The following is a 16,129-nucleotide window of genomic DNA, read 5'->3' on the forward strand; positions in this document are numbered from 1 at the left end:
CACCAAGGTTTGCTCGTGCGGCTCTCTCGTGGCGAAGCGCCCGCGGCCTGCGCGCGGCGGCCGTCGTCGGAGGCGTCCTGGCGGCCAGCGCCGGGGCCCGAGCCGACCCCGAGATCCTCGATCGTCCGATCCGGTTCGACGCGGAGCGCATCGAGCTCAGCAAGGACTACCTCCGGCAGCACTACGGCCTCCAGGTCGAAGACCTGCGCATCGTCCCCAAGGCCGTGGTGATTCACTGGACCGGCACCGCCCGCCTGGAGCCGGTCTGGCGCGGCTTCAACCGCGTGCGACTGCGCGCCGCCCGACGCTACCTGGTGCGGGGCGGACACCTCAACGTCTCGGCGCATTTCCTCGTGGACCGGGACGGAACGATCTACCGCCTGATGCCCGAGACCTGGATGGCGCGGCACTGCATCGGGCTGAACTACGACGCTATCGGCATCGAGAACGTGGGCGGCGTCCCCGGAGCCCCGCTCACCCGCGAGCAGCTCGACGCGAACGCCGCCTTGCTTGCGCAGCTCGTGCGGCGGCACCCCATCCGCTACCTCCTCGGGCACTTCGAGTGGCGTCGTTTCGAGGGCGCCCCGTTCTTCCGGGAGCGGGATCCCACCTACCGCAACGCGAAGGCCGACCCCGGCCCGGAGTTCATGCGCCAGCTCCGGCGGCAGGTCGCGCACCTCGGTCTTCGGGGTCGGTACGCTCCGACGGACGACAGCGCACCCGTGGCGCGCTGATCGGGCCCGACAGGCGTCGATGTGTGCAGGTCGCCGCGCAATGCGTCGCGGCGGCTCGCGGCAACGGCGCACGGCCGCCTCGCGTGCGACGAGCTGACCGGGAGGCCAGCCCTAGACGCAGAAATCCACGATCACCACTCCCCGCTCCTCGGTCTCCTCCTTCGTCGCCTCCGCCTCACTGTCCGGGGGTGGCATCAATGGAATGTCGAGCACAGGGCGCTCCTCGCGCCACTGACGCTCCTCGCGTCGCCTGATTTCTTCGATGATCCACGGATCGAGCATCGGATCACCTCTCAGCCCTTGTTCCAGGGTTTAGCAAACTCCACGCCACACGCCACCCGCCCTCGGCCTCGCTCGCGTAACGCGCGGAACATGCACGCTACGCGGCGATCAGTGCGCTTCTCCACCCGCCCCTCACCCTGCCGAGCTTCGCGCCTCGCACGTCACTTTCTCGAGGCGGGCCCGGCCAATACGCCCCTGTCAGAACCAATCCTCCAGCAGTTCTCGACAGCTCTGCGTCACAGGATCCCACGCAATCTTTTCACAGCGAGTGACAACTTCTGTCACCCGAACAAACGCGGATCCCATATCCCCTACTACGTCCGCCGTCGGGCTGGGTTTAGGTGCGGCGAACGAGCCGTCCTCGGCCGACCCCACGGGGTGGGGCCCCGAGTCCCGGCCCACGCTGGGAAAGGAGCTGAAGGGCCCGGCGCCGGTCAGTCCGGATCCTCGATCTTCCAGAGGCTGTCCTCGCGCACGAAGCGCACCTCGTACTTGTCGCCATAGGGCATGGTGGCGATGTCCCCCGTCTCGCGGATCGGGGCGTTCAGGTTCGCCCGCAACGTCTTCAACATGCGGTCCACCTCCTCCCGCTTCTCTCCCTCCCACTGCTTGCGAAGCTTCTCGACCGTCATGCTCTCGGCCCACTTGGCGGGCACGAAGCGAAGCACGATCTCGTAGCGGCGCCGCTCCATCGCGCGCACGAAGGATCTCAGCGCCTCGGCCGGTGTGCGCTGGCTGTAGAAATCCAGGGGATCCGAGGCCAGCTTCCAGTGACCGTCCTCCACGACCATCAGGAAGGCGTCGCCTTCCCCGTACTCGAAGCGCGCCTCCACCCGGGCCTGCTCGGGCACCTCCTGAAGCTGCCGGACGCTCATGCGCACCTCGTCCGGGTTCTCGCGCAGCATCCGCAAGAACTCCTTCCGATCGTAGCGCTGCCGGAACGAGAGGGACATCAGCTCGTAGGCCGCGTCGTAGTTCCCGGCCGAGAGGGCCTTGGCGTAGGCCACCAGAACCTGTTCCGGCCTCAACGTGGACGTGGCGCGAGAGGGGCAACCTGCGAGGGCCGTAAGCCCCCCGAGGAGGCCGAGCACTGCGATCCGTCGCGTTCTCATCGCGCCTTCACTCCCGCTTCAGAACGTAGACCTGCCGGCCTCGCGGGGCCTCGCCACGGGGCTGTACCCGCACCACCAGAGACGTGCCGCTTGCCACCTGGCTCGACACTCGCGAGACGCCCTGGCCGTCGGGCGGCCCCGCCACCGCCACCGCGACCCCGTTTCCGTCGAGGAGCTCCAGCTTCGCCGGCTGATCTTTGGGCGCGGTCACGTCCACGGTCACGGGGCCGTCTCCGGCCACCACCCGATAGTGGTCCACATCCTTGCGCGGGTGCAAGAAGCCGCGCATCTCCGTCTGTGCGGAGGGCCAGAGGGTCGCCCGCTCCGGCACGTCGTTCGGCTCCTGCTCCCAGCCGTCGGGAGGCAGCAGTCGGGCCACGATCCGATAGGGGGCGGCGCCCTCCGTCTCGGCCCGGCGCACGGCCCGGAGCTCGACGAGCGCCCGCGGCGGCTGGACCAGAATTCCGCTCAGGGCCTCGGGGTCGCCAAGCTTGCCGTCATCCACGGCGACCACGCGCTGCCCGCCGGCGTCGAGGGCGGCGAGGGCCACATCCAGCTGCGGCGCCGGGTAGACCCAGATCCGGAGCAGCGACGGCTGCGTCACCGGGACGGAGAAGAGGTCCCGGTCCGCGGCGTCCGGAAGATTTCCAACCACCGGCTGCCCCGGGACCAGCGCTCCCGCCGAGGCCGGTCGATCGTTGGGCTCGCTCTCGGTCGGCACAGCCGGCACCGTGGTCGCCACGCGCAGCGTGTAGCGCCCCTCGACGCTGTAGCCCTGGCGTGCGCGCACGACCACCAACAGGCGCTCCGTTCCCGCAGGGAGACCCAGATTCGGCAGCGCGACGCCCTCCCCCACCCCGCCGGAGCGTTCTTGCACGACCGTTCCATCCCCGCGGCGCACCGCCAGGTGGAGCCGCACCCCGTCGAGGCCGCTCAGCTCGACACTCAGCCGGGCGGCGGGGCCCACGTCCCGAAGCGGCGTCTCGTACCAGTCCGCGTCGCCTCGCCACCCGAGGTGCCCGATGGCCTCCTCCCCGACGAGCAGCGGGGACGCCTCGGCAGACCGACCGTTCGGCTCGCGCTCCTCTCCCTCTTCCCGCGCGCGAACGGCCCAGCTCAGGCGGTAGCTCGCGCCCTGGCCTGGTCCGCCATCGCCGGGCTGCCCCTGCGCCGCCCCTCCCTTGGCCCGCACGCGCAGGTAGTAGGTGCCGCCCTCCACCGAGAGGTTGGCCAGCCGCTCGCCCTCTCCCTCGGCGGCGTTGTTCACGCTCACGAGCTTCTTCCCCTTGGCCGAGAAGGCCTCGAGCACCAGGTCGGCGCCGGGGAGCCCGCTCAGCGTGGCCGAGAGCACCTGCCCCTGAGAGCCGACCTCCACCCGATACCAGTCCTCGTCCTCGGTCCCGCCCTGGCGCGCGAGGGTTCCGGCCACCGGCTGATCGGCCGCCACGGCCTGCGCCTGCCGCCGCGAGTCGTTCGGCTCGCGCTCCGCGACCGCTGCCGCGCGCCCCACCTCGCTCGGCTCCACGACGACGACGTTGGCGCCGCGATGCGTGGAAGGCGGCGGCCGTCCGCAGGTGCAGCCGCCGAGAACGGCCAGGGCGAGAAAAGGGATCAGCCGTCGCACGACGCGGATCCTCGACCCCCAGCGCTCGGTCGACAGTACCCCCGCCGTCCACCTCTCTCGAGGAACTGCAGCAGCTCGCGCACCTCCACGGTGAGCTCTACCTCGCCTCGAACCCGGTCGATCCCGTGAGCCAGCGTGTCGACTGACCGCAACATCCGAAACGCGCGCTCCAGCTCCCGACGACGTGCCGCATCCGCCCCCCGACGACGAAGCCCGACGGTGTTCACCCCGTACAGACGCGCTCGGTCTCCGCTCACGAGGGCGTGCGGCAGCACGTCTTGGGACACCATCGATCCTGCGCCGACCATCGCGCCGGCCCCGATCCGCACCAGCTGATGCACGGCTGCCAGACCACCTATCACTGCGTGATGCCCCACCACAACGTGCCCTGCCAGTTGTACGCCGTTCGCGAGCTCGAGTTCGTCCTCGAGCTCGCAATCGTGCGCGACGTGCACGTAGGCCATGAGCAGGCTGCGGTCTCCGAGACGGGTCACGCCCCCCGCGCTACCGGCATGAATCGTCACGAACTCGCGGATGGTGTTGCCGTCCCCGACGACGAGCCGACCGCCCTCCGCCCCTCTTCGCACCTGCGCCGGCGCGCCGACGACCGCGTGGGGCCCGATCCGGTTGTCACGGCCGATGACTGTCAGGCCCTCCAGAATCGCGTACGGCCCGACCTGGGTCCCCGGCCCCACGACCACGTCCTTGCCGACGACCGCCCCCGGGCCGATCTCAGTCCCCGGCCCGAGGAGCCGTGCGTCGGGGCTGACGTGCGCGCTCGGATGCACGGCGACCCCGGCCCCCGCCGGCCGCCCCTCTTGGCCGGTCATGGCGCGCCTCAGCCTCGGGGCGACATGGTGGCCATCAGCTCGGCCTCGACGACCAGCTCTCCGTCAACTCGCCCCTCCCCCTTCAGCTTCCACACCCGTCCCCCCTTGCGGAGCGGCACCACCTCCAGGTCCAGCCGGTCCCCGGGACGCACCGGGCGGCGGAACTTCGCCTTGTCGATGGTCATGAAGAAGAGGTTCTGCGTGGCCGGATCGAAACCGCCGCTCTGGTGGGCGAGGATCGCGCCGGCCTGCGCCAGCGCCTCGATCATCAGCACCCCGGGCATCACCGGCATCCCCGGGAAGTGCCCGTTGAAGTGCGGCTCGTTCACCGTGACGTACTTGTGCGCCACGATCTTTTCCTCGGACACCTCGCTCACCTTGTCCACGAGGAGGAAGGGGTAGCGATGCGGCAGGATCTTCAAGATCTGGTTGATGTCTAGCATGCGTCTTCCTCCTCGCCCTGAGGGCCTGCCGCGCACGAAATCGCGCGCTGCTCGAGGAGCTCGACCCGTCGACCGAGCTCCGTCACACGACCGAGAAGTTGAGGGAGCCGCGCGAGGGCCGCGCTCGTGCGGAGCCACGCGACGTGCGGCACCGTCGGATAGCCCGTCACCGTTGTGCCCGGTGGCACGTCCTGCGCGACGCCGCTGTGGGCTCCCACACGCGCCCCTTCGCCCACCCGCACGTGGTCCGCGACCCCGACCTGCCCGGCGAGCACCGCGCCCGCGCCGACCACCGCGCTGCCGGCCACGCCCACCTGCCCGCAGAGGAGCGCGCCGCACCCGATAGAGGCGTTGTGGCCGACCTGTACGAGGTTATCGAGCTTGGCGCCAGCGCCCACTCGCGTGGCACCGAGCGTGCCGCGATCCACGCAGCTGTTCGCGCCCAGCTCGGCCTCGGCCTCGATCACCACCGATCCCAGCTGGGGGACCGCGCGCCACGCACCTTCCTCCCGGTAGAAACCGAAGCCGCTCCCGCCCACAATCGCTCCGGGCCCGACCCGCGCCGCGGGCCCGATTTCGCACCCCTCGCCCACCACGGCGCCGGGCCCCACGCGGGCTCCTGCTCCAACGCGCGCGCGAGCACCCACGTAGCTGAAGGGCTCGACCTGCGCACCGGCCTCGACGTGCGCCCCCGCCCCGACGAAGACGAAGGGGCCGACCCAGGCCCCGGGCTCCACGACCGCTCCCGGCTCGACGGCGGCACGGGGATCCACGCCCGATCGGAGGACCTCGGCCGCAGGAGCGAATATCCGGATGATGAGAGCCAGGGCTCGGCCCGCGTCGGGGCAGACGAGCTGCGGGGTGCGGAGCTCCGGCCAATGGCGCGTCACGAGCAGCGCCGCCACGACGGCCCCCCTCGCCTCCTCCGCGCGCCGCGGATCGGTGAACGGAGCGATCTCCGACGGCCCGGCGGAGGCCAGCTCGGCCACGCCGAGGACGGTCACGCTCCCCTCCCCGACGACCCTTCCCCCCGTCTCTCGCGCCAGGTCGTCGAGGGTGACCGCCATTCCGGACCTACTTCTTCGCCTGGTTGTACGAGCGGATCACGTCGTTCGTGACATCCACGTGGCGCGGCGCCCAGAGCACCGCGGCGTTCGCGAAGATGAAGTCGAACTTGTCCCGCTCGGCGATCTTCTGGATGATCTTGGTCAGCCGATTGGTGATCGCCATGAAGGCGTCCGTCTTCTTCTTCATGAGCTCGCGCTCGGCCTCCATGTACCGCTTCTGCAGACCTTCGAACTTCCTTCGCGAGTCGTCGGCGCGCTTGCGGCGTTCCTCCTCCTTGAGGATCGACCACGCCTTCCGTAGCTTGTTTTCCTCCTCGTAGAACTCCTTCAGCTTGCGGTTCAGCTCGGCCTCCAGCTTGTCCTTGAGGTCCTGAAGCTTCGCCTCCGCCTTGCGGCCCTCCTCCGTCTCGCTCACCGCGCGCTGCATGTTGACCACGCCGATGCGCAGGTCCTTGGCCTCCGCGGTTCCCGCGTGCAAGGCCAGAAGAAGGGTTCCGCCGACAACGAGCGACCTGATCATGATGAGCTCCTCGATAGGCTGAGTTTCCTGAAGGCTCCCGATCCCGCGGGAAGCTCTCCGGCGCCGCCCGGCAGCGCAGGACCGCCTTTTACCGAACCGCCCCCCAAAAATCCACTCTGCTAGAAGAAGTTCCCGATCGTGAACTCGAAGACCAGGGGGTCCTCGCCCGACTGCGGGCGCAGCGGCAACCCCCACTCGAAGCGCAGGGGACCGATGGGCGAGAACCACCGGAAGCCGAAGCCCGCGCTGTGTCGCAGCGCCGTGAACGAGAGGGGCTCGCTGTCGTCGAAGGCCATGCCGGCGTCCGAGAAGATCACCCCGCGGATCCCCACCTTCTCGAAGATCGGGAACTCGATCTCGGCGTTGAAGATCATCTCCTTGTTCCCGCCCTTGTTGAAATAGAAGATGCTGTCGTTCGGGTCGACGGAGCTCAGCACCGGAATGCGCGGCCCCAGCGAGCGCGGACGGAAACCGCGCACGTCCATGATCCCGCCCACGAAGTAGCGCTCGAAGATCGGCACGCCCTTGGGGTCCGAGCTCGTGATGACGCCGATCTGGCCGTTGAACTTGAACACGAAGGGCCCCCAGATGGGGTAGTACCAGCGCGTGAAGCCGCCGTAGCGGTTGAAGACGTTCTGCGATCCGAGCACCGGCGTCGAGAACTCGGCCCAGATGGTGTGGAAGAAACCCTTGGTCGGAAAGAGCCGGTTGTTCCGCGTGTCCCACTGCACCGAGAAGCGCACGCTGGAGGTGAACCCGCTGTTGAAGAGGTTCGCGAGCTGCACCCCCGCCGGCAAGGGCGAGGTGGTCGTGGCGCCGAAGATGTTTCCTCGGCCCGCCGTGGAAACGGCGACGTACTCGCCCGTGTAGGTCAGGTACACGCGAATGTCGTCGGTGATCGGGTAGCCCCAGGTGAGGTTTCCGCCCGTCGCATTCCGGTTGAAGGACTCGAAGTTGCGCAGCGAGTTGTAGACGTCGAAGCCGAAGGTCCACTGCGTGTCGAGGAAGTACGGCTCCCAGAAGCTCACCGAGAAGAGCTGCCGCAGGCCCGAGATCTGGGCCTGCAGGGCCAGCCGCTGCCCCCGGCCGAAGAGGTTGTTCTGCGAGATCTGCGCCTGCGCGATGAAGTTCTCCACCGACGAGAAGCCGGCCCCCACCTGGAACGTGCCCGTCGGCCGCTCCTTGACCTCGATCGTCACCACGATGCGGTCGTCGGTCGTGCCACGCTTGGTGCTCACGTTCACCGATTCGAAGAACCCGAGCGCCGTGACGCGCGCCTTGCTGCGGTTGAGCAAGGTCTGGCTGTAGCGGTCCCCCTCCGACACCTTCAGCTCGCGGCGAATGACCTTGTCCCGCGTCTTGCTGTTCCCCCGGATGTTGATCCGCTCGAAGATCACCACCGGGCCCTTCTGCACGTCGAAGGTGAGGTCCACGATGCGCTTGTCGGCGTCGATGCTGGTGAGCGGCGTGATGTTCACGTACGCGTGGCCCCGATCCTTGTAGCGGTCGGTCAGCGCCATGACGTCCTTGCCGAGCTTCGTCCGGTTGAAGATCTCCCCCCGCCGGACGGTCAGGTCGGCCATCAGCTCCTTGCGCGGCCAGAGCAGGTCGCCGCGGATGTCGAGCTTGCCGAGGCGGTACTGGAGCCCCTCCTCGATGTGGATCGTGATGTACATGAAGCGTTTGTCGGGGCTCAGCGTGACCCGCGGCGTGGCCAGCTTCACGTTGATGTAGCCCCGGTCGTAGTAGAGCGCGGTCATGAGGAGCAGGTCCCGCTCGAACGCGCTCTCCTGGTAGGTGCCGCTCGAGGTAAGGAACGAGAAGTACCCGCCCTCCTGCGTCCCCATCACGGCCTTCAGGTCGTCGTCGGAGGCGGCGCGGTTGCCGATGAAGGTGATGCGCCGGATGACGACCTTCGCGTTCTCCCGGATGTCGTAGAGCACGTCGACCTGCGTCTTGCTCACCTTGCGCAGCCGGTAGGTCACGTCGGCCAGGTAGAACCCCTTCTCCGTGTAGAGGTCGCGGATCTTCTCGGCGTTGCGCTTGATCTGCGAGACGTCGAGGATCCCCTCGCGCTTCAGGTCCAGCACCTCGTTGATCTTGTCCAGCTCCACCTCGTCGTTGCCCGCGACGACGATCTTGCGGACCGACGGCTTCTCCTTCACCACGTAGACGAGCACCAGCCCCCGCGAGGAGATGAGCAGGTTCACCTGCACGTCCTCGAAGTACCCCATGCGCCAGATCGAACGCACGTCGGCCGCCACGCGCGCGGCGCTGTACGGCAGGCCCTCGCGGCTCGACAGGGCCGCCCGCATCGCGGCCTCCTCCACCTTGCGATTTCCCTGGAAGGCGATGCGTCCGACGAGCGGCGCTCGCTCGGCGCGCGCCGGTGTCGCGAGGGCGAGGAGGACCAGCAGAGCGGTGCCGAGGCGGATCACCGCTAGGCTCCGACTGCCACGGGGCTGTCGAGCGGTCTGGGCGCGTCGGCGGCTTCGTAGATCAGGCCGTCCACCATCTGCATCTGGCGCGGCATCCGCGCCGCCAGCTCGGGGTTGTGCGTGACCACGAAGATGGTCGTGCGGTAGCGCTCGTTTAGCGAGAAGAAGAGGTCGTGAATCGCGGCGCCGGTCTTGCTGTCCAGGTTGCCCGTGGGCTCGTCGGCGAGCAGCAGCCGGGGCTGCATCACGAGGGCCCGCGCGAGCGCGACGCGCTGCTGTTCCCCTCCGGAGAGCTCGCCCGGACGATGCGTCACGCGCTCCGTGAGCCCCACGGTACGCAGGAGCTCGGAAGCCCGGTGCTCGGCGACTTCGCGCGGAAGGCGCTGGATGAGGGCGGGCATCATGACGTTCTCGAGCGCCGTGAACTCGGGGAGCAGGTGGTGGAACTGGAAGACGAAGCCGATACTGCGGTTGCGAAACTCGGCCAGCTGCGTAGAGGTCATGCGCCGCAGGTCCCGTCCCGCGAACCAGAGCGCCCCGCCGGTCGGGAGATCGATGGTGCCGAGAATGTGCAGCAGCGTCGACTTCCCGGCCCCCGACTGCCCCATCACGGACACCATCTCGCCGGTGGCCAGGGTGAGGTTGATCCCGCGCAGCACCTCGAGCCGGCGACCGCCGTGGTCGAAGGTCTTCGTCAGGCCCTCCACGCGAATGAGGGGCTCGCCGCTATGGGGGTGGGTTGACGGGTCGAGGTCAGGCACGGGGCGTTCGCTAAGCTGGCCGCGGGATGGCGGCCGTCTCCGACGGAAAATCGCGCTAGACTACTCAGATAGGTCCAGGCTGTCAACGCACCGCGTCCCCTATCCGAACGCGGCATGATCCGATCGGACCCCACGGCGCGGGAAGGAGTTGCCCCGCCGGGATCTACTGCGTCCGGACGAGGCACCTCGCGGGGCGGTCGCGCGGCCCCCGCCTCGCTCAATCGTCGTACCGGAGCCCTTCGACCGGCTTGAGGCTCGAGGCCAGAAAGGCCGGATACAGGGTCCCGAGCAGGCTCAAGGTCACGGCGGCCCCCGCCACCGCTCCGATGTCCCAGGGGTTCATCCGCACGGGGAGACGCGAGATGTAATAGACCTCCGGGTCGAGGGGCAGCCCGACGTAGGCCACGTAGGTGCACATCGTGAGGCCTTCGAGCACGCCCATGGCCATCCCGATGAGGCCGATGTAGACCCCGGCGATCACGAAGACCCGCAGCAGGGCGCGGTGCCCCGCCCCGAGGGCCTTCAGGACCGCAATCTCCCGCCGCTTCTCGAGGACCAGCATGGTCAAAGTAATGATGATCGCGAAGGCCGCCACCACCACGATGAAGGTGAGCACGGCGAACATCACCACCCGCTCGAGCTTGAGGGCCGAGAAGAGGTTGCGGTTGAGCTGCTGCCAGTCCTTGACCTCGTAACCGCTGCCGAGGCGCCGGCGAAGCTCGTCGGCCAGGAGGGCCACGGAGTCCACGTTGGCCACCTTCAGCTCCAGCGCCGTGACCTCGTCCTCCAGCCCCAGAAAGCGCTGCGCGGCCGGAATCGTGATGTACGCCAGCTTGGTATCGTACTCGTACATCCCGGAGTAGAAGATCCCCGCCACCCGGAAGGGACGCGCCTTGGGGATCGGGCCCGCCGGGCTCATCCCGCCGAGGGGCGAGACGAGGTTCACGTCGTCCCCCACGTAGAGCCTCAGGTTCTTCGCCAGCTCCGCGCCCACGATGATCCCCGGATAGACCGGGCGGGGTGGCACCTTGACCGGCGCCGGCTCGCCGTCGTCGGCCTCGTCGGCGTCGTCGTCCTCCTCGGCCGCGCGCGGGGTCTTGCCCGCCGGAGCCGCGCGCTTCGCCCCTGCCGGCCCGGCCTTCGGCGACTGCGCGAGCGGGTCGCCCTTCTTCTTGTCCCCCTCGCCCGTACGGTCCGCGTCCTCGTCCACGTCGCGCAGCGGCGGAAGCCCGGCGCGAAAGGGGGTCGCGGGGATCTTCGCCAGGCGCTCGGGGTGCACCAGGTTGCCGAGATTGCCGGCCCCCCCTTCGGCCCGCAGGTACGCGGGCAGCTCGCTCACGCGCCCCACGGCCTGCGGATCGATGCCCCGCAGCACGACCCCCGAGATGTTGTTCTGGCTGGAGAGCATCACCTCGGCCTCGACGAACGGGGCCGCGGCCGTGACGCCGGGGAGCTGGCCGACCCGCCCGAGCGTCGGACGGTAGTCGACGAACGGCTGGCCATGCCGCGAGACGACCACGTGGGCGCGGGTCCCGAGGATCTTCCGCCGCAGGTCCTGTTCGAACCCCCCCATCACGGAGAGGACGACCACGAGAGCGCAGGTGCCGAGGTAGACCCCGAAGACCGCGACCGAGGTGAAGAGCGAGAACGCGAGCAGCAGCAGACCGAAGAGCACGACCCAGTTCGCCACCAGGAAGACGGCCACGGCCGCCCCCTCGAGGCCGCGCTGAAGCCGGGTCGGCCCGAGCACCAGCTCGCCCACCGGGGGACGCCCGGCCACCTTCGCCGCGAGAAGCAGCGCCACCCCCACCCCGAGGAGGCCGAGACCCACCGCCAGCGTCACCCACCGTCGACCGCCCCGCGCGCGGAGGTACCGCCACGCGAGAAACCACTCGAAGGAGCGGCGCGTCGCCACCACCAGGGCCAGGCCGATCCCGCCCACCGCCACGAGCGCACCTCCGCCGAGCAGCAGGGCCACGCTGACGAAGGGATGCGGAGACCGTGCGGCAAGCAGGCCACGGACGAGCAGAACCGCCGCGCCGAGCAGGAGGAGCACGAGCGGAACGAAGCGCGCGAGGGGTCCTCCGCTCGGTCGCGCCGCGTCGGACAACGCTATCGCCCCTCGGGGCGCATGTGCGGGAAGAGCAGCACGTCGCGAATGCTCGGCTGGTCGCAGAGCAGCATCACCAAGCGGTCGATGCCGATCCCCTCGCCCGCCGTGGGGGGCATACCGTACTCGAGGGCCCGGCAGTAGTCCTCGTCGTACTCCATCGCCTCTTCGTCCCCGCGCTGTCGATCGTCGAGCTGCTTCTGGAACCGCTCGCGCTGGTCGGCCGGGTCGTTCAGCTCGGAGAAGCCGTTCGCGATCTCGCGCCCGTAGATGAAGAGCTCGAACCTGTCCACGAGCTCCGGGTCGGCATCCTTGCGCCGCGACAGCGGCGAGATCGCCGCCGGGTAGTCGACCACGAAGACGGGCCGGTCCTGCGGCAGCCGCGCCTCGCCGAGCTGTTCGAAAAGCACGCCGATGCGCTTGCCGTGGGTGTCGGCGAAGCGGAGCGCCTCGCCGAGCGCGTCCTGCCGGGCCTGAAGCCCACTCTCGCGGCACCACGCGGCGAGAGCCTCCGGGTCCGCGAGCTGCGCCGCGGAGAGCGGTCGCGGCAGCGCCTGGCACGCCTCGAGCACGAGGTCCTTCACCGCCACGCGCCGCCACGGCGTCGAGAAATCGATCGCCTGTCCCTGGTAAACGAGCTCCGTCGTCCCCACGACCTCGCGCGCCACGTGGCTCAGCACCTCTTCGGTCATGGCCATGAGCGTCTCGTAGGTCGCGTAGGCCATGTAGAACTCGAGCATCGTGAACTCGGGGTTGTGCTGGCGCGAGAGCCCCTCGTTGCGGAAGTTCCGGCCGATCTCGTAGACCCGGTCGAACCCGCCCACCACGAGCCGCTTCAGGAAGAGCTCGGGGGCGATGCGCAGGTAGAGCGGCATGTCGAGGGCGTTGTGATGGGTCCGGAACGGCCGCGCCGCGGCCCCCCCCAGCGTCCCGTGCAGGAGCGGCGTTTCCACCTCGAGAAAGTCCCGCTCGTCGAAGTAGCGCCGGATAGCCCGCACGATCTGACTGCGCTTGCGGAAGACCTGCGCCACCTCGGGGTTCGCCACGAGGTCGACGTACCGCTGCCGGTAGCGGGTCTCCTGGTCCTTCAGACCGCTCCACTTCTCCGGCGGCGGGCGCACCGTCTTCGTCAGCAGCACGACCTCCTCGGCCATGAGCGTGAGCTCGCCCGTCTTGGTGAAGAACGCGTAGCCCTTCGCCCCGAGGAAGTCCCACCCCTCGGCCTTCCGGAAACGCTGGTAGGCCTCGTCCCCCACCTTGTCCTTGCGGATGTAGACCTGCAGCCGCCCGGAACGGTCCGCCAGCTTGACGAAGGTGGCCTTGCCGAAGCTGCGCAGCTCCACGACGCGGCCCGCGACCGCGAAGCGCTCCTCGGAGAGGGGGGCGCCGTCCTGCTCCGCGGGAGGCGCGACGCCCGCGAACCGCGCGAGCACCTGCCCCGCCGTGTGCGACGGGGAGAAGTCGTTCCGATAGGGGTTCTCCCCGGCCGCCCGCAGCTCTCCCACCTTCTGCTGCCGCTGCTGAATCAGACGGTTCGTCTCGGCCGCCGACTCGACGACGTCGTCGGCGGTCGCCGCCCCCTGTTGCTGGTCCGTCATGCGTCCCTCGTGAAGGGCGGCTAGGCCGCCGCGCCGCTCCCCCCCTGCCCGAGCAGGAAGGATTGGATGAATTGATCGATGTCCCCGTCGAGCACCGCGTCCACGTTCCCCACCTTGAGCTCGGTCCGGTGGTCCGTGACCAGTCGGTACGGGGCGAGGACGTACGACCGGATCTGGCTGCCCCACTCGATGGCCTTCTTCTGGGCGTTCAGATCGGACATCGCCTCTTCCTTCTTCTTCATCTCGTGCTCGTAAAGCCGAGCGCGCAGCACCCGCATGGCCTGCGACTTGTTCTTGTGCTGCGAGCGCTCGTTCTGACACTGCACGACGATCCCCGTCGGCAAGTGGGTGAGCCGGACCGCCGACTCGGTCTTGTTCACGTGCTGCCCACCGGCCCCTCCCGAACGATAGACGTCGATCCTCAGGTCCTCGTCCTTGATGTCGATCTTCACGTCGTCGTCCACGTCGGGGTAGACCGCCACCGAGGCGAACGAGGTGTGGCGCCGCGCCTGCGCGTCGAACGGCGAGATGCGCACCAGGCGATGCACGCCCACGTCGGCCCGTAGAAAACCGAAGGCGTGGTCGCCCTCGACCGACAGCGTGGCCGACTTGATGCCGGCCTCTTCGCCCGGCTGCACGTCGAGGATCTCCAGCCTGTAGCCCTTGCGCTCGGCCCAGCGGGAGTACATCCGCAGGAGCATCTCGGCCCAGTCCTGGCTCTCCGTACCACCCGCCCCGGCGTTGATGTTCACCAGCGCCGAGCACCGGTCGTTCGGCCCGGAGAGCATGCGGGCGAACTCCATGGCCTCGACGGCGGTCGCAACGCCGTCGGCCATGCGTCCCGCCTCCTCGACGCTCGACTCGTCGCCCGCCTCTCGGGCGAGCTCGAGCAGCGCTTCTGCATCCTCGAGCTGCCCGTGCGCACGATCCCAGTTCCCTACGAGCTCTTTGCTCCGGGACTGCTCCTTCAGGAGCTCCTGGGCTCGCTCGTTATGGTTCCAGAACGTCGGCTCGGTGGCCGAGGCTTCGATTTCGGCTATCCGTCGCCGATGGTGGTCCAGGTCAAAGATGACCTCGAAGCGTGATCAACCGCGCGCGCAGGCCCTTCAGCTTGTCGGTCGTCTCGGCGTGACCCATGGTGTCTCTCCTTCGTATCGAGTGTCTTTGGCGAGGTTAGACCCCCGAGCCGGCCCGTGCCGGCGGAAGCAGCGGCTCGGAGTCGGAGGGGTAGCGTCCGGTGAAGCAGGCGTCGCAGTAGTTGGCGCCGGGGGTCTCGCCGATCGCCGCGAGCATCCCCTCCAGGCTCAGGTAGCCGAGGCTGTCGGCCCCCACGTAGGCCGCGATCTCCGACGGAGTCCGGCTCGACCCGATGAGCTCCTCCCGCGTGGGCGTATCGATGCCGTAGTGGCACGGGTACCCGATGGGGGGCGAGCTGATCCGCAGGTGGACTTCCTTGGCGCCGGCCTGCCGCAGCATCGTGACGATCTTCCTCGAGGTCGTGCCGCGCACGAGCGAATCGTCCACCACGACGAGGCGCTTCCCCTCGATGAGCGCGCGCACCGGCGCGAGCTTCAGGCGCACGCCGAAGTTCCGGATCGCCCGCTGGGGTTCGATGAAGGTGCGACCGACGTAGTGGCTGCGGATGAGCCCCATCTCGAAGGGCAGCCCCGCCTCTTGGGCGAAACCGAGCGCCGCGCTGGTCCCCGAGTCGGGGACCGAGATGACGAGATCCGCGCTGGCCGGTTGCTCTCGCGCGAGCTGTCTGCCGAACCGGTGCCGCGAGAGGTAGACCGAGTGACCGCCGAGCTTCGAGTCGGGTCGCGCGAAGTAGACGTGCTCGAAGACGCAGAAGCGCCGGGCGGGCCCCTCGGCGTAGCGCAGAGACCGGGGCCCCCGCTCGTCCACGACCACGATCTCGCCCGGGTCCACGGGGCGCACGTACTCCGCGCCGATGAGGTCGAAGGCGCAGGTCTCCGAGGCGAAGACCCAGCTCTCGCGCGGCGCGCCCCCGTTTTCCGACGGAGTCACGAGGCGCCCCATGGCCAGGGGCCGGAAGCCGAGCGGATCCCGTGCGGCGACCAGCTCCCGCTCCGTGAGGAAGACGAGCGAGAAGGCCCCCCGAAGCTGCGGAAGCACCGCGGCGATGCGATCGGCCAGCTGCTCCTGCCGATCCCGGGCGAAGAGGTGGACGATCACCTCGCTGTCCGACGTAGCGGTGAAGATCGATCCGGCCTCCTCGAGCGTCTGGCGCAGGAGCCGGGCGTTCGTCAGGTTCCCGTTGTGCGCCACCGCGAGCTGGCCTCGCCCGTGCCGCACGGTCAGCGGTTGCGCGTTGTTCAGGTCCGAGTCGCCCGCGGTCGAATAGCGGACGTGGCCGATGGCGCTGCCGCCGTTCAGTCGCTTGAGGGTCGGGGCATCGAAGACGTCCACGACCAGGCCCATCCCCCGGTGCGCGCGGACCTGGGTGCCGTCCCCCACGGCAATGCCGGCGCTCTCCTGCCCGCGATGCTGCAGCGCGTGCAGCCCGAGGTAGGTGAGGTGGGCCGCCTCAAGGTGTCCATATATTCCAAAAATTCCGCACATTTTCCGCGGTAGGCTCTAGCACGCGGG

The 16,129-nt window shown here is 69.2% G+C and carries 14 protein-coding genes; 1 reads left to right on the forward strand and 13 read right to left on the reverse strand.

From position 1 onward, the window contains the following. Positions 1-47: 47 nt before the first annotated feature. Positions 48-734 (forward strand): N-acetylmuramoyl-L-alanine amidase, encoded by a 687-nt coding sequence (locus IT371_18145; GenBank protein ID MCC6749592.1) that lies wholly within the window; start codon positions 48-50, stop codon positions 732-734. A gap of 111 nt (positions 735-845) precedes the next feature. Here IT371_18145 and IT371_18150 read toward each other — a convergent pair whose 3' ends face one another. The 13 genes from IT371_18150 to IT371_18210 all read right to left on the reverse strand — a co-directional run bounded on the left by IT371_18150 (position 846) and on the right by IT371_18210 (position 16,102). Further along, on the reverse strand, positions 846-1,016 hold the full coding sequence (locus tag IT371_18150; protein ID MCC6749593.1) for a hypothetical protein: 171 nt from the start codon (positions 1,014-1,016) through the stop codon (positions 846-848). A 434-nt stretch (positions 1,017-1,450) separates the two neighbouring features. After that, positions 1,451-2,128 (reverse strand): hypothetical protein, encoded by a 678-nt coding sequence (locus IT371_18155; GenBank protein MCC6749594.1) that lies wholly within the window; start codon positions 2,126-2,128, stop codon positions 1,451-1,453. A gap of 7 nt (positions 2,129-2,135) precedes the next feature. Further along, positions 2,136-3,752, reverse strand: coding sequence for a PPC domain-containing protein (locus IT371_18160; GenBank protein MCC6749595.1), 1,617 nt, complete (start codon positions 3,750-3,752; stop codon positions 2,136-2,138). Further along, positions 3,740-4,582, reverse strand: a complete 843-nt coding sequence (lpxA, locus tag IT371_18165) for an acyl-ACP--UDP-N-acetylglucosamine O-acyltransferase (GenBank protein ID MCC6749596.1) — start codon at positions 4,580-4,582, stop codon at positions 3,740-3,742. Before lpxA ends, IT371_18160 begins: the two co-directional genes overlap by 13 nt. Positions 4,583-4,590: 8 nt before the next feature. Further along, complete coding sequence (fabZ, locus tag IT371_18170; GenBank protein MCC6749597.1) at positions 4,591-5,025, reverse strand: 3-hydroxyacyl-ACP dehydratase FabZ; 435 nt, start codon at positions 5,023-5,025, stop codon at positions 4,591-4,593. Further along, a complete protein-coding gene (gene lpxD / locus IT371_18175) occupies positions 5,019-6,092 on the reverse strand; it encodes a UDP-3-O-(3-hydroxymyristoyl)glucosamine N-acyltransferase (GenBank protein MCC6749598.1) in 1,074 nt (357 codons plus the stop codon). Before lpxD ends, fabZ begins: the two co-directional genes overlap by 7 nt. A gap of 7 nt (positions 6,093-6,099) precedes the next feature. Then, positions 6,100-6,612, reverse strand: coding sequence for an OmpH family outer membrane protein (locus tag IT371_18180; protein ID MCC6749599.1), 513 nt, complete (start codon positions 6,610-6,612; stop codon positions 6,100-6,102). A 119-nt stretch (positions 6,613-6,731) separates the two neighbouring features. Further along, positions 6,732-9,050, reverse strand: coding sequence for an outer membrane protein assembly factor BamA (bamA, locus tag IT371_18185; GenBank protein ID MCC6749600.1), 2,319 nt, complete (start codon positions 9,048-9,050; stop codon positions 6,732-6,734). Between the two features lie 2 nt (positions 9,051-9,052). Then, complete coding sequence (locus IT371_18190; protein ID MCC6749601.1) at positions 9,053-9,811, reverse strand: ABC transporter ATP-binding protein; 759 nt, start codon at positions 9,809-9,811, stop codon at positions 9,053-9,055. A gap of 217 nt (positions 9,812-10,028) precedes the next feature. Continuing rightward, positions 10,029-11,921, reverse strand: coding sequence for an ABC transporter permease (locus IT371_18195; protein ID MCC6749602.1), 1,893 nt, complete (start codon positions 11,919-11,921; stop codon positions 10,029-10,031). 2 nt (positions 11,922-11,923) lie between these two features. Then, positions 11,924-13,519 carry a lysine--tRNA ligase gene (lysS, locus tag IT371_18200; protein ID MCC6749603.1) on the reverse strand — a complete coding sequence of 532 codons (1,596 nt, stop codon included), beginning with the start codon at positions 13,517-13,519 and terminating at the stop codon, positions 11,924-11,926. Positions 13,520-13,539: 20 nt separating this feature from the next. Continuing rightward, positions 13,540-14,656, reverse strand: a protein-coding gene (gene prfB / locus IT371_18205; GenBank protein MCC6749604.1) for a peptide chain release factor 2 whose coding sequence is annotated in 2 segments (ribosomal slippage) — positions 13,540-14,583 and positions 14,585-14,656 — 1,116 coding nt in all. Because the reading frame shifts where the segments join, the coding sequence is not laid out codon by codon here. 36 nt (positions 14,657-14,692) lie between these two features. After that, a complete protein-coding gene (locus IT371_18210) occupies positions 14,693-16,102 on the reverse strand; it encodes an amidophosphoribosyltransferase (protein ID MCC6749605.1) in 1,410 nt (469 codons plus the stop codon). Positions 16,103-16,129 lie beyond the last annotated feature (27 nt).

It is taken from the genome of Deltaproteobacteria bacterium, from assembly GCA_020848905.1.
Classification (GTDB): Bacteria; Myxococcota_A; Polyangia.